The organism is Acidobacteriota bacterium, from assembly GCA_016703965.1.
Lineage (GTDB): Bacteria > Acidobacteriota > Blastocatellia > Pyrinomonadales > Pyrinomonadaceae > OLB17.
Map to the genome: position 1 here is coordinate 478,084 of JADJBB010000002.1, position 24,127 is coordinate 502,210.

At 53.5% G+C, this 24,127-nt stretch carries 26 protein-coding genes; 14 read left to right on the forward strand and 12 right to left on the reverse strand.

Annotated elements, in window-relative coordinates; genetic code table 11:
- The first annotated feature begins 259 nt into the window (after positions 1–259).
- On the forward strand, positions 260–1,309 hold the full coding sequence (locus IPG22_02265; protein MBK6587133.1) for a gluconolaconase: 1,050 nt from the start codon (positions 260–262) through the stop codon (positions 1,307–1,309).
- A gap of 253 nt (positions 1,310–1,562) precedes the next feature.
- Here IPG22_02265 and IPG22_02270 read toward each other — a convergent pair whose 3' ends face one another.
- On the reverse strand, positions 1,563–2,234 hold the full coding sequence (locus IPG22_02270) for a hypothetical protein (GenBank protein ID MBK6587134.1): 672 nt from the start codon (positions 2,232–2,234) through the stop codon (positions 1,563–1,565).
- Between the two features lie 439 nt (positions 2,235–2,673).
- Between IPG22_02270 and terL the strand changes: the two genes are divergently transcribed.
- On the forward strand, positions 2,674–4,629 hold the full coding sequence (gene terL, locus IPG22_02275) for a phage terminase large subunit (protein ID MBK6587135.1): 1,956 nt from the start codon (positions 2,674–2,676) through the stop codon (positions 4,627–4,629).
- Between the two features lie 106 nt (positions 4,630–4,735).
- Here the strand turns inward: terL and IPG22_02280 are convergent, their stop codons facing one another.
- Positions 4,736–5,527, reverse strand: coding sequence for an SDR family oxidoreductase (locus IPG22_02280; protein MBK6587136.1), 792 nt, complete (start codon positions 5,525–5,527; stop codon positions 4,736–4,738).
- Between the two features lie 87 nt (positions 5,528–5,614).
- The gene (locus tag IPG22_02285) at positions 5,615–5,983 is read right to left on the reverse strand and encodes a cupin domain-containing protein (GenBank protein ID MBK6587137.1); all 369 of its coding nucleotides are present in this window, start codon (positions 5,981–5,983) and stop codon (positions 5,615–5,617) included.
- 103 nt (positions 5,984–6,086) lie between these two features.
- Here IPG22_02285 and IPG22_02290 point away from each other — a divergent pair, with 103 nt between their 5' ends.
- From IPG22_02290 to IPG22_02310, 5 genes are all read left to right on the forward strand, one after another.
- A complete protein-coding gene (locus IPG22_02290) occupies positions 6,087–6,368 on the forward strand; it encodes a zinc-ribbon domain containing protein (GenBank protein ID MBK6587138.1) in 282 nt (93 codons plus the stop codon).
- 25 nt (positions 6,369–6,393) lie between these two features.
- Entirely contained in the window at positions 6,394–7,188 is a 795-nt protein-coding gene (locus IPG22_02295) for an enoyl-CoA hydratase/isomerase family protein (GenBank protein ID MBK6587139.1), read from the forward strand.
- Between the two features lie 210 nt (positions 7,189–7,398).
- Positions 7,399–7,647, forward strand: coding sequence for a hypothetical protein (locus IPG22_02300; GenBank protein ID MBK6587140.1), 249 nt, complete (start codon positions 7,399–7,401; stop codon positions 7,645–7,647).
- Between the two features lie 85 nt (positions 7,648–7,732).
- Entirely contained in the window at positions 7,733–8,875 is a 1,143-nt protein-coding gene (locus tag IPG22_02305) for a PepSY domain-containing protein (GenBank protein MBK6587141.1), read from the forward strand.
- A 165-nt stretch (positions 8,876–9,040) separates the two neighbouring features.
- Entirely contained in the window at positions 9,041–10,021 is a 981-nt protein-coding gene (locus tag IPG22_02310) for a histone deacetylase (protein ID MBK6587142.1), read from the forward strand.
- On the opposite strand, the gene IPG22_02315 is transcribed toward IPG22_02310, so the two are convergent.
- Both IPG22_02315 and IPG22_02320 read right to left on the reverse strand, forming a co-directional pair.
- Positions 9,952–10,356 (reverse strand): DUF3368 domain-containing protein, encoded by a 405-nt coding sequence (locus tag IPG22_02315; GenBank protein ID MBK6587143.1) that lies wholly within the window; start codon positions 10,354–10,356, stop codon positions 9,952–9,954. The genes IPG22_02310 and IPG22_02315 overlap by 70 nt on opposite strands.
- Before the next feature lie 82 nt (positions 10,357–10,438).
- A complete protein-coding gene (locus tag IPG22_02320; protein MBK6587144.1) occupies positions 10,439–10,693 on the reverse strand; it encodes a UPF0175 family protein in 255 nt (84 codons plus the stop codon).
- A 57-nt stretch (positions 10,694–10,750) separates the two neighbouring features.
- Here IPG22_02320 and IPG22_02325 point away from each other — a divergent pair, with 57 nt between their 5' ends.
- Positions 10,751–12,040, forward strand: coding sequence for an MFS transporter (locus IPG22_02325; GenBank protein MBK6587145.1), 1,290 nt, complete (start codon positions 10,751–10,753; stop codon positions 12,038–12,040).
- A 98-nt stretch (positions 12,041–12,138) separates the two neighbouring features.
- Here IPG22_02325 and IPG22_02330 read toward each other — a convergent pair whose 3' ends face one another.
- From IPG22_02330 to IPG22_02340, 3 genes are all read right to left on the reverse strand, one after another.
- Entirely contained in the window at positions 12,139–13,071 is a 933-nt protein-coding gene (locus IPG22_02330; protein ID MBK6587146.1) for a hypothetical protein, read from the reverse strand.
- Between the two features lie 8 nt (positions 13,072–13,079).
- Positions 13,080–13,700 carry an HD domain-containing protein gene (locus tag IPG22_02335; GenBank protein MBK6587147.1) on the reverse strand — a complete coding sequence of 207 codons (621 nt, stop codon included), beginning with the start codon at positions 13,698–13,700 and terminating at the stop codon, positions 13,080–13,082.
- A gap of 84 nt (positions 13,701–13,784) precedes the next feature.
- Positions 13,785–15,350: a DnaJ domain-containing protein gene (locus IPG22_02340; GenBank protein MBK6587148.1), complete on the reverse strand. Its 1,566-nt coding sequence runs from the start codon at positions 15,348–15,350 to the stop codon at positions 13,785–13,787.
- A 141-nt stretch (positions 15,351–15,491) separates the two neighbouring features.
- On the opposite strand from IPG22_02340, the gene IPG22_02345 reads away from it, so the two are divergent.
- Genes IPG22_02345 through ligA form a run of 3 tightly spaced genes read left to right on the forward strand, consistent with a single transcriptional unit; the run spans position 15,492 to position 19,257 of the window.
- Positions 15,492–16,235 carry a GNAT family N-acetyltransferase gene (locus IPG22_02345; GenBank protein MBK6587149.1) on the forward strand — a complete coding sequence of 248 codons (744 nt, stop codon included), beginning with the start codon at positions 15,492–15,494 and terminating at the stop codon, positions 16,233–16,235.
- Positions 16,236–16,237: 2 nt separating this feature from the next.
- Positions 16,238–17,257, forward strand: a complete 1,020-nt coding sequence (locus tag IPG22_02350) for an aromatic ring-hydroxylating dioxygenase subunit alpha (protein MBK6587150.1) — start codon at positions 16,238–16,240, stop codon at positions 17,255–17,257.
- A gap of 5 nt (positions 17,258–17,262) precedes the next feature.
- Positions 17,263–19,257 carry an NAD-dependent DNA ligase LigA gene (gene ligA, locus IPG22_02355; protein MBK6587151.1) on the forward strand — a complete coding sequence of 665 codons (1,995 nt, stop codon included), beginning with the start codon at positions 17,263–17,265 and terminating at the stop codon, positions 19,255–19,257.
- 143 nt (positions 19,258–19,400) lie between these two features.
- Here the strand turns inward: ligA and IPG22_02360 are convergent, their stop codons facing one another.
- On the reverse strand, positions 19,401–19,586 hold the full coding sequence (locus tag IPG22_02360) for a hypothetical protein (GenBank protein ID MBK6587152.1): 186 nt from the start codon (positions 19,584–19,586) through the stop codon (positions 19,401–19,403).
- 151 nt (positions 19,587–19,737) lie between these two features.
- On the opposite strand from IPG22_02360, the gene IPG22_02365 reads away from it, so the two are divergent.
- Together IPG22_02365 and IPG22_02370 are read left to right on the forward strand one after the other, a co-directional pair.
- Positions 19,738–21,051 carry a serine hydroxymethyltransferase gene (locus IPG22_02365; GenBank protein MBK6587153.1) on the forward strand — a complete coding sequence of 438 codons (1,314 nt, stop codon included), beginning with the start codon at positions 19,738–19,740 and terminating at the stop codon, positions 21,049–21,051.
- Positions 21,052–21,066: 15 nt separating this feature from the next.
- Positions 21,067–21,444 (forward strand): hypothetical protein, encoded by a 378-nt coding sequence (locus tag IPG22_02370; protein ID MBK6587154.1) that lies wholly within the window; start codon positions 21,067–21,069, stop codon positions 21,442–21,444.
- Here the strand turns inward: IPG22_02370 and IPG22_02375 are convergent.
- The 3 genes from IPG22_02375 to IPG22_02385 form a co-directional block, all read right to left on the reverse strand.
- Positions 21,441–22,064, reverse strand: coding sequence for a hypothetical protein (locus tag IPG22_02375; GenBank protein ID MBK6587155.1), 624 nt, complete (start codon positions 22,062–22,064; stop codon positions 21,441–21,443). The genes IPG22_02370 and IPG22_02375 overlap by 4 nt on opposite strands.
- A gap of 62 nt (positions 22,065–22,126) precedes the next feature.
- A complete protein-coding gene (locus tag IPG22_02380; protein MBK6587156.1) occupies positions 22,127–22,447 on the reverse strand; it encodes a hypothetical protein in 321 nt (106 codons plus the stop codon).
- Positions 22,447–23,016 carry a hypothetical protein gene (locus IPG22_02385; protein MBK6587157.1) on the reverse strand — a complete coding sequence of 190 codons (570 nt, stop codon included), beginning with the start codon at positions 23,014–23,016 and terminating at the stop codon, positions 22,447–22,449. Before IPG22_02385 ends, IPG22_02380 begins: the two co-directional genes overlap by 1 nt.
- 108 nt (positions 23,017–23,124) lie before the next feature.
- Between IPG22_02385 and IPG22_02390 the strand changes: the two genes are divergently transcribed.
- Complete coding sequence (locus tag IPG22_02390; protein MBK6587158.1) at positions 23,125–24,087, forward strand: alcohol dehydrogenase catalytic domain-containing protein; 963 nt, start codon at positions 23,125–23,127, stop codon at positions 24,085–24,087.
- Positions 24,088–24,127 lie beyond the last annotated feature (40 nt).

Here is a 24,127-nt window from a genome sequence, read left to right on the forward strand (position 1 = left end):
TTGAACGGTACTGCTCAGATGGGATCCGCCGGATAAGAACGGATGTTCAAGGACTCTTACAAGTTTAGCTTCTATCGTTTAACAAGGTCAATGTTTTTTTGACCGGTCAGAATGCGAAGAAATGACCGTATTTATTGCATTTTGACCACGGCCCGGCTACTTTTTTTGTGAGGCGGGCAAATGAAATCGGCAAAAAACGTGTTGATGTGCGTCGATCTCGTATTCGACACGAGTTTGCGCGCGACGTAGAATCAAATCAATGGAACAACCGCTCAGGATAATTTCGGTCGAGCCGCAGTACGCAATTCCGGGTGCCGAGATCGCGATCGAATGCGAGGGCTTTCGATTAAAGTACGGAACGGCTGACGGCGTTTATGTCGAAGGAATGCAGTGCCGCATCGTCGCGGCATCGGTTAACCGCGTGCTGGCGATAATTCCCGAAGACGTCGTCGGGGTCGATATCCGTTCGGGCGGGAAACTTACGCCGGTGCATCTTGAAAGCCACGGAGCTGTCAGCAACACGATCGAAATGACCGTCGGCCGCCGCCTGAAAAGCGGGATGCACATCGTCGCCAATCCGGCGGTCGATCCGTCGGACGACGCACTGATCCTGACGCGTTCCGGCTCGCGCGGACAGCATTTGCCGGTAACGTTATTTAGGCTTGAGAAGGACGGTTTTCTCGACGAAATGCCTGAGGCTGTTCTCAATCCAACCGGAATTGCCTTCGATAAAGACGGCCAGATGTTCGTCACAAACCGTGCTCAGGGCGAGGTTTACGCGATCGGGCGGGACGGAACTTCGACAGTTTATGCAACGGGGCTCGGCATCGCCTCCGGGCTCGCGTTCGATCAGAAAGGCCTGATGTACGTCGGTGACCGTTCGGGCACGATCTACCGCGTCCGCGATTTTGCCGAGGTCGAGACATTCACCGTCATGGAAGCCTCGGTCGCCGCCTATCACATGGCGTTCGGCCCCGACGGCAAACTATATATGACCGCTCCGGGCCTCGCGAGCCACGACGCGGTCCACGTGATCGACAACGAGGGCTTCGACGAAAAATTCTTCCGCGGCCTCGGCCGCCCCCAAGGCCTCGCCTTCGACAAAGCCGGAAACCTTTACGTTGCTGCCTGCTACCAGGGCCGCCACGGCATCGTCAAGATCTCACCCGACGGCAAAACCTGCGAACACTTCGTCGCCGGAAACAGCGTTGTCGGCCTCTGCTTCACCCGAGCCGGCGAACTAATAGCCGCAACCGGCGACAGTGTTTTCTCTATTCCGTGTGGGGTTGAGGGAATTTTATTGGGGTAGTGGTTCGGTGCTTTTTGCGGCTTGCCGCTCTATTTGCGGCGAAGCTTGCTTCGCCGGGCATCTTTCCTTCCTATTGCGGCTTGCCGCCGCTCAAACACTCAAAAATATTTCCATGCTCACGTTCGGCGGCGGCGAAGCCGCAAGATCTGTTCAGATGCTTACGGGCAAGCAAGCTTGCCCGCAAATAGAGCGGCAAGCCGCGATTTCCGCGGGCGTCGCGATCGGGAAGATCTCCTCGGAAATACGGTTCAAACTAAAATTGCAAGATTGCATGACGGACCCCATTCTCGACCCGCCAGCGTTCGGGATCGCCAGGGTCCCTAGTCAGTGTCTTACCAGCGCTAAACATGGTTCCATCTGAGAAAACAACTCTTTCAAGCCTGATAGTCACATCCGAAATATTTTTTGGATGACCGGCGTACTCTAGTAATTTCTGGAGTTCTAAATAGCTTTTTACGTATAACGTCACACTTTCTCCAGGCGCTAACGTTGGCAGGTTGGAATCTATTTTACCAAGATCGCTGTCGGCTTTCGGGAATTTTCCGAAACGCAGAACTTCTGACGCTGGTTTTGTAGGGTTTCCGAACTCGTCCTGAGGGAAAACAAGCGAAATGTCGAGATAGACGATTGTTTTCTTAGATATGTTCTTAACTTGAAAACTAAATCCGTTCAACCAATCCTCGGACTCAATAAAGCTATCTTGAAATGAAATGGATCTATCCTTTACCCTAACTTTTTCGATCGTAATAGGCTGTCCAGCCCAAGGACGCTGATTTACTCGTCGAGTTTCAGATTGAGCAAACAGCTCGCCGATGCCGATGAAGTAAAAAATAATTGAGAGATGGATTAGGCCAAGAAAATACTGCCTCTTATGCCTTGCCAAACTTACGACAACTCGGAATATAAAGAGTTTTGTTTTATTCATCAATTCTCCTTACCGCTAGTTCTGAGCAATTGCAAAGAAGGGCTGTAAGGTCTTGGGAGACAAAACAACCGGGAACGTTACTTTGTACGACTGCGGGAAGTTTATTCCTCTTTTGGTCGGACGTCAATAGATTTTCGGGGTCAGGCCGGTGCAAAAGCCCGCGCGTGAGCAAGGGCGATTCATTCAACTCTGATATTCGAGATCCCACCCGGGCGAGCGGTCGAAATCTTGGCGTTCGCGATTCGCCCTTGCTTACGCGCGGGCTTTTGCAACTGATTGCACGCGAAGTACGCAAAACATAGCAATTTGAGCAAAACGATACAATTTGTGCATAACCTATCAATGTGAGAAAAACAGGGTTTCAATTTGCTTGGGCTGTTGCTAGGATGATTGGCCGGGCCGGATGTGCAACGGTGTGTTTCCGGTTTCGGTCAATCTTATGAATAGATACAAAGAATATCCGGCGCAGATGATCGCGGATGCACGGGAACTTTACTTAAAATATAACGGTCGGCAGACGGAGCGGATCGAGCGGGAGATGCGTGGGCGTGGGTGGCGGTTTTACCGGTCGCTGCTATACGCAACCAAGCATACGCACGGCGTGACGCCGGGCTGGCCGGAGCGGTTCGGTTGGGACAAGACGGCGATCGCGATCCGGAAGCGCATCGTGCAGCGTCGGCACGCGGGGCGGAACAGCTTTGAAAGTTGGCTCAAAAAAGTGTCGCCGGAGCTGCATTGGACTTGGAAATATCAGCGTTACATCTACGAAAAGCTCGCCGCGATCACCGCCGGCAGCAGCAAACGCCTGATGATATTCATGCCGCCGCGTCACGGCAAAAGCGAGATGGTGACGATCCGCTACACGGCCTGGCGGTTGCTGAGGGACGCGGGTTTGAACGTGATCATCGGCAGCTATAACCAGAGGCTCGCGGACCGGTTTTCGCGGCGGATCAAGCGGATCGTCGCGGACGCCGACTGGAGCGCAAGCATCTTGCTTGCCAACGCCAGTTCCTCTGGCGTGACGGCGCCGCGAAATGGGAAAGCTCAACGAAAACATTCAACGAAAGTTTTGGCGGCGCCGTCGACCAGTGAATCCGGCTTGAGTAGTATCGAACGCCTTCACGCCGGAGGAACCGGCGTTGGCAAGCAGGATGCTTGCGCTCCAGTCGGCAGGCGTCTTAATTCTGCTTGCGAATGGGAAACTCCGACGGGCGGCGTGGTTCGATCGGTTGGGGTTGGAGCGGGCATCGCGGGTTTTGGTGCGGGGTTGATCGTGATCGACGATCCGGTGAAGAACCGGGCAGAGGCTGAGAGTGAGGCATTTCGCGACCGCGTGTGGGAATGGTTCAACGACGACATCTACACCCGAATGGAACCCAACGCCTCGATCATCCTCATCCAAACCCGCTGGCACGAAGACGACCTCGCCGGGCGTTTGTTGAACGAAATGAAAAGCGGTGGTGAGAAGTGGGACGTGGTTTGTTTGCCGGCTCTCGCGGAACCGCAGAATGCAAACGACTGGAACGCAGGCGCCCTCGCCTGCAACACCGGTTCCTCCGGTGTAAAGGTGCAGGGGAGTGAAAATGCTGAAGATAAGCATTCAAGCCGGTCTTTGAAGGCGTCGTTAGAGAGTGCTCTCGAGTTGAATGATCGTGATCGTCGTCACGCCGGAGGAACCGGCGTTGGCAAGCAGGATGCTTGCGTTCCAGTCGATCCGCTCGGCCGTAAGGAAGGCGAGGCTCTTTGTCCTAAGCGATATCCGGCGAAGACTTTGTTGAAATACAAGCGAAAGCTTGGATCGTATTCGTTTTCGGCGTTGTATCAGCAGCGGCCGGTGCCGCTGGAGGGCGGGCGGTTTAAGCGGGCTTGGTTTAAGAATATCGTTGACAAGGCTCCCGACGGGCTGCGTTGGAAGCGGGGTTACGATCTCGCGATCTCAACCAAAACTTCGGCCGATTACACGGCGAGCTTTCGGTGTGCGTTCGATAAGCAGGGAAATCTGTACATCGCGGACGGCTTTAGGGCGCGGATCGAGTATCCCGAGCAGCGTCGCTTTATCGTCGAGCGGATGAAGTTCGAGGCGAACACCGAGCACGGCGTGGAAGCGGCAGCGCACGGAAAGGCGGTCGTTCAGGAGCTGCGCCGCGACAGGGAACTGTGGCGGTACGCGTTTCGGGCGGTCTACGTTACTGCCGATAAGCTGACGCGGGCTCTGGCGTGGCTGAATCTGGCTGAGGAGGGCAAAGTCATTCTCGTTCGCGGCGCGTGGAATGACGAATTTGTCGACGAGATCTGCCGTTTTCCGAACGGACGCCACGACGACCAGATCGACGCGGTCTCGATCGCCGTCAACATGCTCGGCCGCGGCGTCGATTGCCGTCTGCACCGGTTTTGATCGACTTGAGTCAGAACCGCCTGCGTAGGCGGGCGGTCGGGACTCGGCATTTGAGGAACGTTATTGTTTATTGAGTTCGTTCCGCCCGCTCACGCAGGCGGTTCTTTTAGAACAGCGACTTGATCCAGCCGCCGTCTACGGCAATCGAGCTGCCCGTGATGTAGCTCGCACGCTCAGAGACAAGAAACGCAGCGAGGGCGGCGAATTCCGTGGGTTCGCCGAGGCGTCGCATCGGGATCTCGGACGACCAGCGAGCCTTGATCTCGTCGGCGGTGAGCGATTCTTTTTCGGCGAGGAAGTCGATAAGTTCTTCGAGCCGTTCGGTGCGGGTGTAGCCGGGAAGGATGTTGTTGACCGTGATGCCGTCAGCCGCGACCTCGCCCGCGAGGGTTTTGGCAAAGCCGGTGACCGCCGCCCGTAAGCTGTTCGAAAGCATCAGATTCTCGACCGGCTGTTTTGAGGCGATCGATGTGATATTCAGAATGCGGCCCCAACCGCGCTCCTTCATCCCCGGAAGCACGAGACGCGTCAGATAGAGAACGCTCGTCAGGACGACGCGGGTCGCCGTTTCCCATGCGGCGGCATCAAGCGAGTCAAAATTCCCCGCCGGCGGCCCGCCGCCATTGGTGACGAGAATATCGATCCGGCCAAATTTTTCGATGCCCGCCGCAACGATGCGTTCGATATCGGCGGCGACGGACAGGTCACCCGCGACCGCGAGAACCCCGCCGCCGCGTCTATCACGAATAGCGTCAGCTGCCTTACTGATATTCGCGTCACTACGCGAACAAATGATAAGCGACGCACCCTCGGCAGCGAGTTCGTCAGCCACCGCAAAGCCGAGGCCCTGCGAAGCGGCACAAACGAGGGCGATCTTGTTGTTTAGTCCGAGGTTCATTGGGATTTGTTTGTTGATGGTTGATGGTTGATGGGATTATGTTTGCCAACGATCAACGATCAACGATCAACGATCAACGATCAAGGATCACTTCCTCAAATAATCATCCGTCTTATCGATCCAGTCCTGACGCGGTGGGCTGAAGATGTCGACGTCGAGCGTGTCTTCGAGAGCTTCGGCTTTGTGAAGGACGTTGCCGGGAATTACTAATACCTCGCCGGCTCGGACGATCTGTTCACGCATTTCTTCGCCGATCCAGAATTTGAGGGCTCCTTCAAGGATGTAGGTGAGCTGCTCGTTCTCGTGCGAATGCTGCGGTACGATGCAGCCTTTTTTGAGGTAGACATGAGCGAGCATCATCTTGTCAGCCGTGATCAAACGGCGGTCGAGCAGGTCGGTCACCGACTCTTTCGGCATGTCCTCCCAGCGGTGCCAGGTAGCGGTTTTGTGTTCCATATGGATTCAATATAATTTGCATCAAAGGGAATAGCAACGTTTGAGAAAGTGTGTGCTAAAATCGTGAAATTAACCGACAAATTTTGCCCTTTGGAGGTGTGCTATGCCCGACGTGGAAATTCCATGTGTTCAATGTAAAGACATTTTTATTTTTAGCGAGAAAGAACAGGAAGCGTTCTATCAGCGAAATATGATGGCCCCGCAGCGCTGCCCGAGGTGCCGTTCGAAAAAAGCTGCGCTGCGGCCTGATGCTCCGGCGCGATTTGAGATCGTCTGCGACAACTGCGGAAGACACGACACGGTGCCCTTTCAGCCAAAGGTCGGGCGCTCGGTAATGTGCAAAGATTGCCACGAAGCGAGCAGGTCGCGCGCTCGGCATGCTTAGGAAGATGGAGAGACCTTTTTAAGATATGACTTTTGAGACTGTTTTATACGAGTTAAAAGATGGCGTCGCGACCGTGACGATGAACCGGCCGGATGCTTTGAATGCTTTGTCGATGCAACTGACGCTGGATCTCGGGGCTGCGTTTCGGCAGGCCGTTGCGGATGGTGCTCGTGCCGTGATCCTGACCGGAACCGGACGTGCCTTCTGCTCCGGTGGCGATCTGCGTGAGATGCAGTCCATGTGGGAAAAAGAAGGCCGCATCGAGGCATTTCTTGAAGATCCGCTCGGGGCTTTGCACGACGTGATCAGGCTGATGCGCGAGACGCCGATACCGTTTGTCGGGGCAGTTAACGGCGTTTGTGCGGGTGCGGGCGTGAATTTTGCCCTAGCGTGCGACATCGTCATTGCGGCTGAAGACGCGTCGTTCCGCGAGGCTTTTGTGCGGATCGGTTTGTCGCCGGATTGCGGCGGAACGTTCTTCCTGCCGCGTGCCGTCGGTGACAAGATCGCTGCCGAACTTTTCATGACCGGCGATGCCGTAACGGCAGAAAGAGCCTTGCGCATCGGTATGATCAACCACGTCGTTCAGCCGCAGTTACTAGAGATCGAAGCCGCAAAGATGGCCGCCAAACTCGCGGGCGGCCCGACCGGATCGATCGGCCGTATCAAACGAATGCTAAACGCTTCGTCGTCAAACGATCTCTCCCAGCAGCTCGCCCTTGAACACGAATGCCAGATCGAATCCGGCAAATCGGCTGATTTCAAAGAAGGCGTTGCAGCGTTTTTTGAGAAACGCCCGCCGAATTTTACGGGAAACTAGTATTCCAGTTTCACATTCTGTCTAACGCCGCTCGGGACAATTGGCCCGGCGGCGTTTTCGATTTTCCCGACAAGTTTTTAAATTCACTTCCCCAATTGACAGAGAATTTCTGTTCCGATATTCTCATTTTCATTAATGATAATGAAAATCATTATCATTAGAATCTGAAAGACAAAACAAAAAAAGATCAACTATTTAGGAGGTTCATGGATGGAGATCACGAGAACGGCGAAACCGGTTCGAAACATGGCAAATGTGACAGCTTGGCAGTGCCGCGGATGTGGGGTGGTTCATATGTCTGTCGGGAAAATGGTGTTGAATTTTACGCGAGAAGAGTTTTCGGGCTTCACTGAGGCCGTCGTCGATATCAACTACAGCGATTGGCCGGTCCGCGACGGCTCGATCTTTGACCTGATGGATCACGATGGCGAGACCTACATGAACGCGTCCGTGCAATAAACGAGATTCGTGATCTTTAGTGTATTTTCGTTGTTCCAATTCTCAAGAAGTAACCACGAAAATTCACGAAAGCACACAAAAAAAGATGAAAATATTTCGTAAAACATTGTTCTGGCTGCACTTGGTCGCGGGTGTGCTGGGCGGGATCGTGATCTTTATCATGTGCGTGACCGGAGCGGCTCTGTCGTTTGAGAAGAATATTCTCGAAAGGGTCGAGTACGGCCAGCGGTTCGTGACTGTAGGTGAAAAACGACTGAGCGAGCAGGAATTGCTGGCCAAGGTGCTGGAGCAGAAGCCGAATGCGAAACCTTCGTCAATGGCGGTATCGAACAACCCGGCGGCTTCGGTCACGTTTGCTCTCGGCCGTGAAGGCTTGGTATTTGTTGATCCTAATACGGGAGCAATAACTGGTGAAGGGAACAAGAGCCTAAGGGCGTTCTTCGGAACGATGACCGATCTGCATCGCTGGATCGCTCTGTCAGGCGACGGGCGTCCCATTGGAAAAGCGATCACGGGTGCGTGCAATCTGATGTTCCTTTTCCTGGCGATCTCAGGCGTATACATATGGTTTCCGCGAAAGTTTACGTGGAAGCATTTTAGGCCAGTCCTTTGGTTTCGCTCGACCGAGTCGGGCAAGGCACGCGATTTTAACTGGCATAATACAATTGGATTTTGGTCATCGCTGGTGCTGGTGATCCTAACGACCACGGCGGCAATTATCTCGTATCAATGGGCGGGGAATTTGCTTTACACGCTGACCGGCAATGAAGTTCCCACGCCGCAGGCTCCGGCTCCGCCGAAGAACGCTCCGTCTGCCGAACAGGCTTTTGTGATCCCGGAGAATATTAATTCACTCTGGTCGCGTGCCGCCGCTCAAAGCGAAGGCTGGAAGTCTATCTCGATGCGGTTGCCCGCCGCGAAGGATGCGGTTTTCACGATCGACGAAGGCAAGTCGCTTAACATTTTTGCCCGATCGACGCTGACGCTCGACGCCGCGAGCGGCGAGATCACAAAATGGGACCCGTACGAAAAGCGTAACGCGGCTCAGCAGCTTCGGTCGTGGTCAAGATTTACGCACACCGGCGAATCTTTCGGCATCATTGGCCAGATCATCGGATTCATCGCATGTATCGGCGGCGCGTTTCTGGTCTATACAGGATTCGCACTCACATTTAGACGCTTGACCGGCTGGGTGCGAAAGCGGTCGAACGAGACCAGTCTGCCCTAAACCGCCGCAGAAAAGTTACAAAAATACCTCGTTCCTCAGCCCACCTTTTCTAACCGTGGAACTAAATAGTGATCGAGCAAGATCATTGGCATCACAGCCCGGTGATGCCACCCTCCATTTCCGGTTGATTTACTAAATGAACGCCGCAAACTAACATCTAAATAGATGTCCGAATACCGTATTTTCTATTCGCCCTACTACTATGCCGACATCGGCGAAGGCCACGTTTTTCCGATCCGTAAATTTGAGATAGCGAAGGATATTTTGCTCGCGGAGGGCACTTTATCGCCGGATGAGATAGTTGCCCCGGAGCGAGTTGCGATAGACGATCTGCTGCTCGTTCACACCGAGGATTACATCACGCGGCTGATCGAAGGGCGGCTGACGGCGAAGGAGATACGCAAGCTCGGGCTGCCATGGTCGGAATCCTTGGTGCGAAGGTCGATGCACGCGATATCTGGAACGATCAACGCTTCGCGTCGGGCTTTAGTTGACGGCGTTTCGTCTAATCTCGCGGGCGGCACGCATCACGCATATCCCGATCGCGGCGAGGGGTTTTGTGTGCTGAATGACGTGGCGGTCTCGATCCGCGTTCTTCAGCGTGAAAATCTGGCAAGCCGGTTTTTGATAATCGATCTGGACGTTCATCAGGGCAATGGCACGGCGTTCATCTTTCAGGATTCACCTGAGGTATTTACATTCTCGATGCACGGAGCGAAGAATTTTCCGCTTTTTAAGGAGACATCTCGGCTCGATATCGAACTTGCCGACGGAACCGCTGACGAAGAATATCTCGAAACCCTCGACCACGCGTTGTCTCGCCTGCGGCTGCACAACGCCGACATCATCTTCTACCTCGCCGGAGCCGACCCATACGAAAACGACCGGCTCGGCCGTCTGAAGCTGACCAAAGAAGGCCTACGCCGCCGCGACGAAGCCGTACTGCGATTCGCCCGCGACGAAGGCATTCCGATCGTAACGACAATGAGCGGAGGATATGCTCAGGAGATCGCGGACACGGTGGATATTCACTGCAATACTATCAGGGCGGTGAAAGAGGTGTTTAGCTGCCTGGCCTATGCGGTTTTACGGCTAAGGGCGGCCCGGTCGAGTATTTCCTGCAACATATCCGGCGGCGGCATGTAAAAGCTGGTTTTTCCGAGCTCGTCGAATGCGGAGGCAAGGTTTAGGAGTCCTTGTGACGAAGCGAACTCCAGAACGCCAAGCGTCGTGATGGTCGAAAGTCCGCAGCGAGTGGCCTCACGAATACCTCGTCTATCATCCAGGAGTAACGCATCTGCGTGAAGTTCGAGTGCAATTGATATAGCTTCCGTTTCTCCCGGGCCCAGCCCGTTCAGTTTCGAGCCCGACGCGGTCGATGAAGTCTCAAGAGTCACCCAAGCGGGTAAGTTGTTCGCCCAGGACTGGATCTGGGACGGGGCATTGTGATGCACCATCTCAGTGAGAACGGCTGTCGGCACCACCACAGTCGCAAAAAGAGCCGGGAGGATGTCATCCGCCCAATCAATATCAGGTAATGGAGAGGTGTTGTGTCCGAAACAACTAGTATTTGCGAAGCAGGCTCTCGATCGTCTGTCGATCGCGTTCCAAATACTCCCGATCAAATTGAGAGGGCAGACGGCGTTCTTTCAGCAGGATATTGGCTTCATCGATCGAGAGGCCAAGCACTTCTCTTAGACGTCCAAGACTTATCTCTTCGAGCCGAAATTTCTCGATCGTGTAGGCTTCTAGGAGGTCGCGAGACAGACCCTGAGCATCCGTAACCAGCTCATCGGGAATTGTTACAGCAACGGTCATACTAACAGTTTAACACAGAGGTCTGACAAATTGAGGGCCAAGCTTTATCCTATCTAAATGCATTCGCTGACCTACGGTGAGTTGATCCGCGGGAATAAGAATTTTCGCAATCTGCTGGCCGGGCAATTCATTTCGGAGTTGGGGAACTGGTTCAATTTTATTGCCGGGTTGGGACTCGTGCGCCTGGTTTCGGGGGCTTCGCCGACGGCGGCGGGATTATTTTTTGTGGCGAGGTTGATACCGTTCGCGCTGGCTTCGCCGATAGCGGGTACGTTCGTTGATCGCTTTTCGCGGCGGCAGGTGATGATCTGGACCGATCTGTTTCGGGTGGCGATCGCTCTGTCGTTTTTGTTTGTGAATGACCCGGGCGATCTGTGGATCGCTTACCTTGCAACGGTTTTGCTTCACTTTTTCGGAGCCTTCTTTGACGGGGCTAAGAATGCGGCGGCTCCAAATCTGACGGGTAAGGAAGGCTTGCTGGCCGGGACCGCGTTGCTCTTTTCGACCCGATTCCTGCTTATGGCGATCGGCTCGGCGCTTGGCGGCTGGGCGGCGGCGGCTTTTGGTTACAAGGCGGCGTTTATCATCAACGCGGCTTCATTTCTCATCTCGGCGTACACGGTTTGGCTGATTCCGGAAGAAGCGACTCGGGATGAGGAGACCGGGGCGAGGATGCATAAGGAAGGGAGGCAAGAAAGGCCTTCCTTCATGACTGAGCTCCGCGAAGGGTTGAGCTATACGGTCAAGAATCATTTCGCTCTAACGATCCTGATAATGAACGTTATCTGGGCAACCGGCGGCGGGTCGATCAATGTTATTTTTGAGCGGATCGGCGGCGTTTATTTTGCGGGGACCGAGGGCTGGAATCCGGATGTCGCGGTCGCGATGTTGTGGACGGCGACTGGATTTGGGCTGACGCTCGGGATGCTTATCGCGCGTCGAACATCTATATATCTAGACCGCAAGGGCTTCAATCACGGTTTTATAGGCTGGACGCTGATAATTCACGGAGTCCTGTTTTCGCTGGCGGCTTTTATGCCGACGCTGTGGCTGTTCAGTGTGATCGTGTTTGTTTCGCGGGCGATAGTTGGAGTCGAGTACGCGGTGCAGGAAACGATGTTCCAACGCAGCCTGCCCGATTACATCCGCGGCCGGATTTCAACGCTGGATCGCGGTGCGGAACTCACAATGTTCGGCCTCTCAAGCTACGTCGCAAGCGGAATGATGTTCTACATCACGCCGCAGACCCTGACGATCATTTCAGGAGTCTTGTCCGCTCTCGCGGGTATTGTTTGGTTCTTGCGGGAGAAGAAGACGGAACCGAGCAATGCACAAGCCCGCGTATAAGCAAGGGCGATTCTCTCAATTTGGACAATAATCAAACTGACCGCTGACTGATCATTAAGCTGCTTGAATCGCCCTTGCTTACGAGCGGGCTTGTGCACTTAGGCAGTAATTATCACGGCCTTCGTTCCCGTTAACTCGGAAAAATCCTTAGTGTAAACGGTATCGACGCGGCGGATCTTGGCGACGGTGTCGGCGATGTCCTGGGTTTGGATGAAGCCGTCTTCGACGTGGGCGATGGCCCATTTTTTGTTGTGCGAGGCACGCCGGAGGGTTTCCTCGAGCAGGTGCAGGTACTGAGATTTTGTTTCGGTCGCGGCTCCGAGTTTGCCGTGCAGGCTGGATTCGAGATCTGCCCAGAAATCGCTGCCGCCGCGAAGCCATTCTTCGCGCCACGCCGCGCGGCCGAGATGGGTGCGTTCGGCCTGAGCATGAGCCTGTGGTAGACGCAGGAACATCAGATCGGCCGGGGTTTCCGCGATGAAATCATCGGCGATCTTGTTATCGCTGGTGTTATTCTGACCATTATTGAACGTGACCGGCTGTATTGACAGCAACCTCCGGAAGACGTTCGAGAGCGGCTGCCGCAGTTCGCGGGTGTCGCTATTGAACGAGAGCACATAGTCGCCCGTTGCCATCGCAACGCTCGATGCTATCGCTCGCGACATCGGCGTTTGCAGCCTGTCGATGTTTTTTCTTACATTATCGAACCACCACGCGTCAGTCTCGCTGAACCAATTTGCCAGAGCGTGATTATTGAGCCTGTAGCCGGGAACATACGCGTCTTCGAGAACGATCTCAACGTCGGCGCCAGATAGGCTTTCACCGCTGTTGGCGATGTGCGCGAGCGAACGGGTGGAGGCACATCGGAGCGGATCGTTAGCCGCAACCCTAACGTTCCAGCGCTTCAAATAAGCCCCGAGTGAGGTTTGCTCGGTAAACGGCAGGGCGACCGAAGTAAAGGTAAGCCGACGCAGAACATTCAGATCGAACGCGAGCCAGCTCCGTGGTGAAATTTTTGTTTGGCCGTGCATAGAGATCGTTACACCGTCTGAGCCTGAAGCACGGGCTGCGGTTTGGTTTGGGCTTTTTGGGCGGCGGCGAGAAATGCTTTGACAACCGCCGGGTCAAATTCGATGCCGGACCATTCGATAAGATATTTTTTCGCTTCCTCAGCGGTTTTCGCAGCTCGATGGGGCCGCGCCGCCGTCATAGCGGCGTAAGTGTCGGACACGCGAAGAATGCGTGCAGCCAAAGGGATCTGTTCGCCCTCGAGGCCGTCAGGATAACCGCTGCCGTTCCACCATTCATGATGCCAGCGAATGATAAGCTGAGCGCCGCGGGGAAGGCCGAGTTTTGAGGCTTCCTGTTCGCCGATTACTGGATGCCGCTGAAGATCGAGACTTTCGGTCTCGACCAGGGCTCGCGGCACGCGGATGTATTCGCGGTTCATCGACATTTCGCCGATGTCATGGATCAACGCCGCCTGCTGCAGAAAAAAGCGGTCGCGCGAGGCAAGGTTGAAAGCCGTAGCCATCACGTCAGCGATCGCCGCGATCCGCTGGCCGTGCGGGCTGTGGTAGCCCTCAAAACCATCGATCTTTGCCGATAATTTTAAGAGGTCACCTTCGTTTTCCTTGCTGCTGACGAGAATGCTTTCCACGCTTCTAGTTTCGCCTGATTTAGGAAGAACTTTCAAGTGTAGATTCGGTTTTGATTTTTGGGGCCCAAATATCGTCGGAGAGGGCTAACTTTGCACCTTGATGCTGTCAAGCAACTCACGGGCTTCCCGATTACTTGGAAAGATCGCGAGCAGCCTGTTTAGTTCGCCCTCAGCGCGCTTCATCAGACTGAACTGGATGAAGAACTCGGCGAGCATGATCCGGTAAGTAGCATTGTTCGGGTCGATCTTGAGAGCCGCCTGCATCTCAGATTCGGCTTTATGCCGCTGCTTTTCATCGAACGATAAGGCTTTTCCGTAGTAGGCGCGGTATCGAGCATTTTTAGGAGCAAAATGCGCGGCTCGAGCAAAGAATGGTACCGCTCCATCCGGATCATCATCCATGAGCAAGCTGAGCCCGCGGTCGAAATTTTCGCCAGCCTGCTGCATCTGAATGCCTGCCGCTCCATTCGTGCCGGTTGCCTGGCGGTTCTCGCGTTCGACCAGTTCCTTACGCATCCGGTAATCATAGATTTCCCGCGTTTCTGCGTTCTTGAGGGTTTCGTGAGCTTGGGCGAGCTCCGTAAAGGCGCTCTGGATACGCTTTAACTGAATACCGCCCTCGGAGTGATATCGGTCCGGGTGAAAATTTTTCGCAAGATGGAAATAAGCTCGTTTGAGCTCGCCGGCATCCGCTTTTGGGTCGACACCGAGAATGTCGTAATAAGTGGCCGCCCTTTCGACGCGAAGGAGATAATCCTCAAGCGGGATGACGCTTTCCGGTTCCTTGCGAGGTTCGGATAAAGGTTCAGAAGGAGTCGGAGGAATTTCCTCGACCTCTGGCTTCGTTGTCTTGGGGAACGACTCGCGTTCCTTCTTCTCTGCCTTAAGCTCGAATTTGGCAGATTTGATAGCTGATACAAACGTCCGTGAAAACGCCGGATTCCAATTGTCACGAACAAGAAGGCCGCCAACCCATAGATTGTAGAGAGTATGCAGCGCATCGACCTCAGGCATCGCTGAAAGACTGATCAGGTTTGACGCTGAAAGATGGCCGTCCTCAGCCCGCGATAGGACGAAACCTTCTTCGGGAGTGAGATCAACGCCCATTTCAGAAGCTGTCGATCGGCGAAATGTTTCATCCAGCGTGCGAAACCGGTTCAGGATCGCATCGTTAGACAGGCACCGGCTGTAGTTCATCAGGTGGCTCGTCATATCGATCGCGAAGGATAAGCCATCACGGATCCGTGCATGCGGGCTGAAAGTCCATTCGCCTTCGTCCCAGGTCAGCATGTCGAGCACGATGCCTTGGATCTGATCCGTGAACAGCCGGTCGCTATCAGCCTTGGTCAGAAAGTTCTTTTCGATAAGATACTTCGTGAATTCGAAGTCGTTTGAAAAATTCGGAATTTGAACCAAGTCGTCCTTTTTCAGCTTTCCTTGTCTGAGAAGGATGTCAAAAAGCCGCGTCGATCTGGCATTTGAAACCGCGAAAACGACTTGCCCGCCCTTGAAATAGATGACGCATTTCGCCTCTTTTCTGGCAACGCGCAGCGAGCCGTTCAGCCCGGCCTGTCCTATCTCAACGAGAAGTTCAGCGAATGGATGCTTGTAAAAAGTGCCCTTTATTTCGAGTTCGGATTGCGGAGTCATTTTGTATGACGAAGGATGAGCGGGAAGGCGAGGAAATCACCAACTATAATGATAACAAATGCCCGGCTGAAAAGTTAAGCCTTTTTTTAGCGTTTAATAAATACTTCTGATACGATTTTTAAGAAGCAATACGAGAAATTGATGCAAAACGAGATAGAAATACGCGAGTGTGCGACGCTCGATCAGCTAGCCGAGTGCGTTCAACTGCAGCGTGACGTGTTCCAATTGCCGGAGGTCGAGCTTTCGCCGGTCCGGCATTTCATTGTCACAAAAAACGCAGGAGGCTTTACGCTCGGGGCTTATGACGGTGACAGGCTGGCGGGATTTGTGCTCAGCGTGCCCGCTTTCGTGCGCGGCGAGCACGCATTCTATTCCCACATGACCGGCGTTCGTTCGGAATACCAAAGCCATGGGATCGGAGCAAAACTTAAATGGGGTCAACGCCGCCGAGCCCTTAGCGAGGGCGTAAAATACATTAAGTGGACATTTGAACCGATGAAGGCTCGAAATGCGTATTTTAATCTCGAAAAGCTCGGCGCGATCGTTGCCGAATATGAGGTGGATTTCTACGGGGTCGATTACACGACCGCTCCGGATGCCAAGATCGGCCTCGCGAGCGACCGTTTGATCGCCGAATGGCATTTGGAAAGCCCCAAGGTTGCGGCTCTCGCGGCGGGCGAGAAATTCATCGACGACCGAAAACCCGAAGCCGAGATCGTGATCACAAATGACTGGGCTGGGCTGGTTGCGTCAGATCCTGCGGCGGCGCTAGCCGAGCAGCTTCGCATTCGCGGCGAGTTTCAGGCCGCTTTTTCCGCCGGATTGGCGGGCCGGGCTTTCCGTCGCGACGCCGTAAGGCCCGCGTACCTGCTCTATAAAGACTAAAAATGTCACAATTCGAGATCGATCCGGACATTCGAAAAGCCAGGACGCTTTCCACCGATTTTTATGCGGACGAGCGATATTTCGAGATGTCCCGAGAAAAGATCTTCGCGAAAGCGTGGCATTTTCTGGGGCATAAGGATGAGTTTTCCGGCCTGCGGCCTGTGACGATGTTGCCGGGTTTCTTAGACGAACCCATCCTTCTAGTTAAGAAAAACGAAGCCGTTTCCTGTCTTTCAAACGTCTGCACCCATCGCGGCAAGATCCTCATCGAGGAGCCGTGCGAGGCAAATCTGATTCGCTGCGGTTATCACGGGCGCCGATTCTCGCTCGACGGCAAATTCCTGTCGATGCCGGAATTTGAGGAGGTCGAGAATTTTCCGTGCAAGAGCGACGATCTCACAAAGATCACCCTTGCGGAAAAAGACGGATTCCTGTTTGCGTCAATTGATCCTGTCGAGACTTTCGACGCATTTGTTGACGATGCTTTTTCATCGTTTGATAATTTCGAGACCGCAGGACTAAAGCTAACGGCGACACGCGAATATGAGGTCGACGCTCACTGGGCTTTGTACTGCGAAAATTATCTCGAGGGTTTTCATATCCCGTATGTTCATCCGGTATTGAACGCGGTCGTTGATTATGGAACTTATACGACGGACACGTTCCGTTATTCGAGCCTTCAGACCGGTTATGACGATGCGGGCGAGGTGGCTGCGAGGTATTTGTTCGTTTTCCCCAACCTGATGCTGAACTATTATCCTTGGGGAGTGTCCGTGAACGTAGTTCGCCCGGTCACACCATCGAAAACGGTTGTCGAATTTTATACCTACGTCCGCGATGGATCGTTGATCGATGCAGGAGCCGGAGCTGACCTGCACGGTGTCGAGATGGAAGACGAAGCCGTTGTTGAGAGCGTACAGAAGGGAATTCGTTCGAGGTTCTATTCGCACGGCAGATATTCGCCGACAAAAGAGCAGGGAACGCATCATTTTCACCGGCTGATCGCCAAATTTTTGAGTTAGGGCTTATGAGTTTAGATGTTCAAAGAGTGATCGAAGATCTTCGTGCAGAGATCAACCGGCACAGCGATCTCTATTACCTTGCCGACGCACCTGAGATCTCTGATCTTGAGTTTGACCAGATGCTTGAACGGCTGAAAGGCCTCGAGGCCGAATATCCGAAACTGATCACGCCGGACAGCCCAACCCAGCGCGTTGGCGGCAAGGCGACGGGCCTAAAGCCTTTCACCCATACGGTTCCGCTTATGTCGTTGGACAACTCGTACGATCTTGACGATCTGAAGGCATTCACTGAACGGTGTGAGAAGCTGGCCGAGGGGCGAAAGCTGGATTACGTCGCGGAACTTAAGATCGATGGTTTAAGCGTCTCGCTCCATTACGAGCATGGAATTCTTGCGACCGGAGCCACGCGCGGTGATGGCCAGCAGGGCGACGAGGTTACGCAGAATGTTAAGACTATCAGGTCGATTCCGCTTAAATTAAAGGCGGATGCTCCGGAACACGCTGAGGTTCGGGGTGAGGTATTTTTGTCGCGGTCGCAGTTCGCAAAGATCAACGCTGAACTCGACATGCAGGGCGAAAAGCAGTTTGCGAACGCACGGAATTGTGCGTCGGGAACGCTGCGGATGCTCGATTCCGCGATCGTCGCTTCGCGGCGGCTCGATATGTTTCCGTACGACGCGTTTACCGGCAGTTCGAAGATGTTTGCGACGCACTGGGAGAATTTTGAGTGGTGCGAAAGGAACGGATTTAACGTGAATCCTAATCGTCGCTTATGTGCCGATTTTGATGAACTGGCGGCGTTCGTCGCCGAAATGGAAACGGTCCGCGATTCGCTCGACTATGAGATCGACGGGGTGGTCGTAAAGGTGAATTCGACGGCTCTGCAGGACGAATTCGGGGCAACGACCAAAGCCCCGCGTTGGGCGATCGCATACAAATATCCTGCACGTCAGGCAACGACTCGGCTACTCGGGATCGGAATTCAGGTTGGCCGAACGGGGGCTTTGACTCCGGTTGCGCATCTTGAGCCAACGTTGCTAGCTGGAACAACCGTTTCCCGAGCCTCGCTTCACAACGAAGACGAGATCAAACGCCTCGACTTAAAGATCGGCGACTATGTGATGATCGAAAAAAGCGGCGAGATCATCCCGCAGGTCTTGTCGGTCGTGACGACGAAACGCGACGGCAGCGAGATGGAATTTCAATTTCCTCGAATATGTCCGGTTTGCGGCTCGGAGGCAATACGGCCTGAGGGTGAGGCCGTTCGTCGATGTACAAATGAAGTTTGTCCGGCAAAGGTTAAGGCCCGGATCGGATATTTTTCCTCGCGAAAGGCGATGGATATCGAAGGCCTCGGCGAAGTTCTCATCAATACGCTGGTCGATAACGGCTCGGTCAAAGACGTTGCGGATCTCTATTCACTGACCGTTGAACAGATCGCATCACTTGAGCGGATGGCGGAAAGATCGGGGACGAACCTGATTGACCAGATCACCGCGAGCAAGGAACGCGGCCTGCAGCGGCTGCTCTACGGGATCGATATCCGCCACGTCGGCGAACGATATGCGAAGATCCTCGCAAATCATTTCCGTTCGATAGATCGTCTTGCCGAAACGAGTGTGCAGGAACTCGACGATATTCACGAGATCGGTTTAGCGGTCGCCGAGAGTGTCTATGAGTGGTTCCGCGATCCGCGAAACATTGACCTCGTCAACCGCCTCAAAGCCGCCGGCGTCAAAACAGAAACTGACGCATCGTCGACAGCCCTGCTGGACGAACGCTTCGTCGGCAAAACCTTCGTTCTGACCGGCAAACTCGAAAACTACACACGCGATGAGGCGGCAAAACTGATCGAGGAACGCGGCGGCCGCGTTTCTTCGTCCGTGAGCAAGAAAACTGATTTTGTTCTGGCCGGAAGCGATGCCGGGTCCAAGTTGACAAAAGCTGAATCCTTGGGCGTTCCCGTGTTGGATGAAGCAGAATTCAGTCAAATGATCTAGCTGGCCTTATTGCAGCCTTCATTCCTGATTTTCTGCTTGAACGGGGTTTCGGGCCGAATACATCTCAGAAACTACCTGGGTAAATATCCCGTAGACGACCAAGACACTTACTAGTACGCCGACGCAAAAAACGATGAGGTTATTCATATTTTTGTCCTGGTCGTTGTTCCGTAAAGCCCCAACGCGAGTATCGAGGGCACCCAAAGCCCAACAAATATAGCGGTATCTCGATTTCCCTCACCAAATACCCCAAACCACAGGGAGACAGAGAAGAGGAATGAAAAAAACGCGGCAGCGAGGATAAACAGATCTGATTTTTGTAGTTTCATAATTTTAGTTAATGCCATGAATGTAGAGTTAATTATTTTTTCTAATACGTTTTTTCGCGCGGCCGGAGAATTTGGATTCGCCATTGTTACGGCGAAACTTAACCAAGGGAATTTTTGATTTGTTTCAAGAAGCATTTATAATCAAGGGACAATGGAAAAAAACTTAATCAACAGATTTTTTACGGAAGGTTTGGAACAGGCCGATCCCGCTGTCAGTGGTGCGGTCGATAATGAAGTTAGACGGCAAACTGATGGGCTGGAGCTGATCGCTTCGGAGAATTTCGTTTCAGAGGCCGTTTTGCAGGCTGCGGGAACTGTTTTTACCAATAAATACGCCGAGGGTTATCCATCTAAGCGTTACTACGGCGGCTGCGAATTTGCAGATGTGGTCGAGAATCTGGCGATCGACCGGGCGAAGGAGATCTTTGGTGCTGAGCACGCCAATGTGCAGCCGCATTCTGGTGCTCAGGCAAATATGGCTGTTTTGATGACTGCGTTGAATCACGGCGATACCATACTCGGGATGAGTCTGGCACATGGCGGACATCTAACGCACGGACATCCGCTGAATTTTTCCGGCATCAATTACCACGTTGCTGATTACGGCGTTAATAAGGACACAGAGCAGATCGACTACGATGAACTTCAGAAAAAAGCTGAGGAATCACGGCCGACGTTGCTTATCTGCGGAGCTTCGGCGTATCCGCGGACGATCGATTTTGCACGCATTGGCGAAATAGCTCAATCGGTCGGGGCAAAAGTGATGGCTGATATGGCACATATCGCAGGATTGGTAGCGGCCGGCCTCCATCCTTCACCGGTGCCGCATTGCGAGTTCGTGACGACGACAACTCACAAGACACTTCGAGGGCCGCGTGGCGGTCTGATCCTGTGCCGTGAAGAGTTTGCCGCTGATGTGAATCGCAGCGTGTTTCCGGGCGTGCAGGGCGGGCCGCTTATTCACATCATCGCGGCAAAGGCGGTGGCATTTGGCGAGGCTCTTCAGAGCGATTTCAAAGGCTATCAGCAGCAGGTGATCAATAATGCAAAAGAGCTGGCGCAAACTCTCGCCGATTCCGGGCTCCGTATCGTTTCCGGAGGCACGGACAATCATCTGATGCTCGTGGACGTTTACATGGACGGCAAGGGAATTACGGGCAAAGCGGCTGAAAAGGCACTTGACGAGGTTCACATTACGGTCAATAAGAACACCATTCCGTTCGACACCCAGAAACCATTCGTGGCTTCGGGAATTCGACTGGGCACGCCGGCACTTACGACCCGGGGAATGAAAGAAGGTGAGATGAAATTGATCGGTGAGATGATCGCATCCGTCATTCACGAACCGGAATCGGAAGAGGTACGATCGAGCGTTAAGAAAGGTGTAGCCGAAATAACCGCTAAATTTCCGATGTATCCAGATCGGCTGAAGCCAATTAGCGAAGGTGCTCTCTCCGCAGCCTGATACTTCAGATGAGATATGCGTAGCCGTGAGTTTTTCTTAGCGATAGTTGTTATTGCGGGTTTGGTCCTCGGGATATTCCCCCAGGGGGCCGATACTCGCAAACTTCCGGAAAATTACGTCAGCGATAACTGCAGTTCATTTCCCGATGGAAACTATGCTGATTGCTGCGTAGAACATGATAAGGCGTATTTTTTCGGCGGAACCAAAAAAGAGCGGCGAGCGGCTGACAATAGATTAAGCGAATGCGTGCGGTCCAAAGGCCATCGATTCATCTCAAAAATAATGTGGGTTGGCGTTCGGACAGGCGGGGTAGGCTTCCTCCCGACTCCGTTTCGCTGGGGATTTGGGAAAGACTGGGAGAAAAAACACCCGGTAAAAGGAACGAAAAACTAGGATTGGCCCGCACTTCCGCTTTCTTCATCAAACTGATCTAAAACATCCCGAGCCTCTTCAGATTCAAATTCGTAAGCTTTTTGTTCCAGCGATACTGCGGCGATACCGGCATAGATCGGATCGTCGAGGAGCGGGATCAGTGCCTGAACGGGCATCATCGCCAGCGTTTCGTAGGCAATAGCACGTATCTGCGGCAGATCTGTCTGTCGAACGATCTCCGCTATCTCGCTCGACGAATATCGGCGGGCAAGGTGATCGCCCAGTTTGTCGAGGCGAGCGTAATCGCGGTCCTTTATCGCCCTTTCTGCAAGCTGGATAAAAACCTCGGCAGATGCGGATTGGGCTTCGAGTACGCGAACACAAGTCTCTGCTAACTGCTTTATTTCAGAGAGTTTAATGTCGTCTTTCTTAACGTCGGTTGCTTTGGATTGCTCGTCAAGGGCAGTCAACAAACGGCTGACTTCCCAATCGGCATGTGCATCGTAGGAGAATTTTGGAGGCTTTGAATTTGTCGTGCCCGAGGCAGTGGACTGAAGGGCACCGACAAGCATTTTTTTTGTGATCGGCCGCAGGCCTTCCCAAACACTTGCGACCCTTCCGCCGATTTCGTTGATCGTCATTTCAATAACGTAAGTTTGCTATCAGGTGGGGGCGTTGTCAAGCGGCAAAAATTCGGTGAACGTCAGTTTTGTTTCGCCGCGACCGATGCTTTTAATCTTTTTTGAACATCTTTAAGCCTATCTTCAAAATCCGGCGACGCCTCATCCAAATTCTCAAGCAGTGCATACGGCGTATTGCCTAAATATCGTATTTCCCATGCGATCTCGCCGTTGGCCGGAGGCCTCGAGAACCAAGCTGCATTGATCTCAGCGTCGTAAACAGGCAGTTCAGGCTCAGGATTTTCGATGTTCTTTTTTCCGGCATCAGTCAACAGTAAACGCCGCGGAACCCAGCCGTATTTCCTGTAGGTCGCAAATATTTCGGCAATTAGCTCGGTGCTCATTATTTTTTGCCTGAAGGGGAAGCTGGGACTTCGATAACCTTTGGCGCCATGCGGTTCGCGTTGGCATTGGAAGCCGACGATGTTTGTGACGACATTATATTTGCTGCTTCCTTTTCCCGTTCGTCACGTCCCTTGCCGGGAGATTTGAAGGCTCCGGAGAATAGTTCACCAACAGCGAGTTTCCAGACGCCGTCCTCAAGCATAAACGGCAGATCTTCCCACGCGCTTTTCTTTGCGCTCCAGACCTCGACCGAACCCATATTTCCGTTGATCCGCTCGTCGCGAATGGTTGGTAGCGTCGCCGCGAAGGTCGATTCGGTAAAACCGTTCTCGTACATTTTCTCAGGCGTTGAACCCGTGCGTGCGGCGGCCGAGGCTCCGAATTCCACCGTTTTCTTGGTTAAATTTCGCTTGATCGCCTCGATATCTTTGCTTTTTACGGCGGCGAAGAGCTGTTTATAGGCCTCGGTTGGCGTTGCCCCGCCGCCGGTGCCGACAGATTCTTTGGCGCATCCGATGCCCAGGGCCACCAATGCAAGAACGGTTATCAAAACTAAGATCCTGAGCATAATTTCAACCTTTTCTTAAAGGGTCAGAGTATCTTACCGCAACGAGGATTTGCAAACTTCTTTCCGGTTGCTGGTGTTTAGCACAGAAGCTCTGGATAATTGATGTCGATGAAGGCTCTGAGATTTATTAACGGCAACCTCTCGCTCGCCGAGATTCCGCCGCCTGATCGGCCAGGCGAAGCCCTAGTGCGTGTCGTCAGGTCGGGCATCTGTAACACGGACATCGAGATCGTTCGCGGATATGCCGGATTTGAGGGAACGATCGGGCATGAGTTCGTCGGCGTTGTCGAGGTTGCGGATGACGCTCCGCATCTGGTGGGGAAACGCGTTACGGGTGAGATAAATGCGGGCTGCGGGATCTGTGATCTTTGTTTGTCAGGCGATCCGCGGCATTGCCCGGCACGAACGGTTCTCGGCATCGTCGGCCGCGACGGAGCTCACGCGGAGTTTTTGCAGCTGCCAAGCCGAAATCTGATCGAGATACCTGACGCCGTTAGCGACGAGCAGGCCGTTTTTGCTGAACCGCTCGCGGCTGCCTACGGAATAAATGAGCAGATCGAGATCGCAGAGGACTCCACGGTTGCTGTCATTGGCGACGGCAAACTTGGTCTGTTGTGTGCTTTCTCTTTGGCGCTTAAGACAAAGAACTTGCTGTTGATCGGCAAACACACCGAAAAGCTCGCGCATGCGTCACGAAATGGACGTGACATCTCGACGGAGCTATCCACGAATGCCGCCAAATTGTCGAATAAATTTGACGTCGTCGTCGAGGCGAGCGGTTCGGAATCGGGGTTTGCGACGGCTCTTGATCTTGTACGGCCGCGTGGAAAGGTCGTTCTCAAATCAACATTTCACGGAACGCCGACCTGGGCTGCCGCCCGAGTGGTCGTTGACGAGATAACGATCGTTGGTTCACGCTGCGGGCGGTTTGCTCCCGCGATCAAGCTGCTGGCAAGCGGTGCAGTCCGAGTGGATGACCTGATAAGCGACGAACTTCCGCTGAGCGATGGTGTCGCGGCGATGGGGCGGGCGGTGGAGAAAGGAGTGTTAAAGATCCTGCTGAGGCCGTAAGGAAACGTTTACCGATAAAATTCTTTCCCAGGTCACGCGC

Excerpts from the sequence above, each read along its gene's own strand:
- IPG22_02345 (MBK6587149.1), top strand. The coding sequence starts at position 15,492 with ATGCAAAACGAGATAGAAATACGCGAGTGTGCGACGCTCGATCAGCTA.
- IPG22_02285 (MBK6587137.1), bottom strand. The coding sequence starts at position 5,983 with ATGGAACACAAAACCGCTACCTGGCACCGCTGGGAGGACATGCCGAAA.
- IPG22_02295 (MBK6587139.1), top strand. The coding sequence starts at position 6,394 with ATGACTTTTGAGACTGTTTTATACGAGTTAAAAGATGGCGTCGCGACC.
- IPG22_02360 (MBK6587152.1), bottom strand. The coding sequence starts at position 19,586 with ATGAAACTACAAAAATCAGATCTGTTTATCCTCGCTGCCGCGTTTTTT.
- IPG22_02300 (MBK6587140.1), top strand. The coding sequence starts at position 7,399 with ATGGAGATCACGAGAACGGCGAAACCGGTTCGAAACATGGCAAATGTG.
- IPG22_02310 (MBK6587142.1), top strand. The coding sequence starts at position 9,041 with ATGTCCGAATACCGTATTTTCTATTCGCCCTACTACTATGCCGACATC.
- ligA (MBK6587151.1), top strand. The coding sequence starts at position 17,263 with ATGAGTTTAGATGTTCAAAGAGTGATCGAAGATCTTCGTGCAGAGATC.
- IPG22_02340 (MBK6587148.1), bottom strand. The coding sequence starts at position 15,350 with ATGACTCCGCAATCCGAACTCGAAATAAAGGGCACTTTTTACAAGCAT.
- IPG22_02350 (MBK6587150.1), top strand. The coding sequence starts at position 16,238 with ATGTCACAATTCGAGATCGATCCGGACATTCGAAAAGCCAGGACGCTT.
- IPG22_02320 (MBK6587144.1), bottom strand. The coding sequence starts at position 10,693 with ATGACCGTTGCTGTAACAATTCCCGATGAGCTGGTTACGGATGCTCAG.
- IPG22_02265 (MBK6587133.1), top strand. The coding sequence starts at position 260 with ATGGAACAACCGCTCAGGATAATTTCGGTCGAGCCGCAGTACGCAATT.
- IPG22_02365 (MBK6587153.1), top strand. The coding sequence starts at position 19,738 with ATGGAAAAAAACTTAATCAACAGATTTTTTACGGAAGGTTTGGAACAG.
- terL (MBK6587135.1), top strand. The coding sequence starts at position 2,674 with ATGAATAGATACAAAGAATATCCGGCGCAGATGATCGCGGATGCACGG.
- IPG22_02390 (MBK6587158.1), top strand. The coding sequence starts at position 23,125 with ATGAAGGCTCTGAGATTTATTAACGGCAACCTCTCGCTCGCCGAGATT.
- IPG22_02280 (MBK6587136.1), bottom strand. The coding sequence starts at position 5,527 with ATGAACCTCGGACTAAACAACAAGATCGCCCTCGTTTGTGCCGCTTCG.
- IPG22_02380 (MBK6587156.1), bottom strand. The coding sequence starts at position 22,447 with ATGAGCACCGAGCTAATTGCCGAAATATTTGCGACCTACAGGAAATAC.
- IPG22_02375 (MBK6587155.1), bottom strand. The coding sequence starts at position 22,064 with ATGACGATCAACGAAATCGGCGGAAGGGTCGCAAGTGTTTGGGAAGGC.
- IPG22_02385 (MBK6587157.1), bottom strand. The coding sequence starts at position 23,016 with ATGCTCAGGATCTTAGTTTTGATAACCGTTCTTGCATTGGTGGCCCTG.
- IPG22_02370 (MBK6587154.1), top strand. The coding sequence starts at position 21,067 with ATGCGTAGCCGTGAGTTTTTCTTAGCGATAGTTGTTATTGCGGGTTTG.
- IPG22_02325 (MBK6587145.1), top strand. The coding sequence starts at position 10,751 with ATGCATTCGCTGACCTACGGTGAGTTGATCCGCGGGAATAAGAATTTT.
- IPG22_02330 (MBK6587146.1), bottom strand. The coding sequence starts at position 13,071 with ATGCACGGCCAAACAAAAATTTCACCACGGAGCTGGCTCGCGTTCGAT.
- IPG22_02270 (MBK6587134.1), bottom strand. The coding sequence starts at position 2,234 with ATGAATAAAACAAAACTCTTTATATTCCGAGTTGTCGTAAGTTTGGCA.
- IPG22_02290 (MBK6587138.1), top strand. The coding sequence starts at position 6,087 with ATGCCCGACGTGGAAATTCCATGTGTTCAATGTAAAGACATTTTTATT.
- IPG22_02305 (MBK6587141.1), top strand. The coding sequence starts at position 7,733 with ATGAAAATATTTCGTAAAACATTGTTCTGGCTGCACTTGGTCGCGGGT.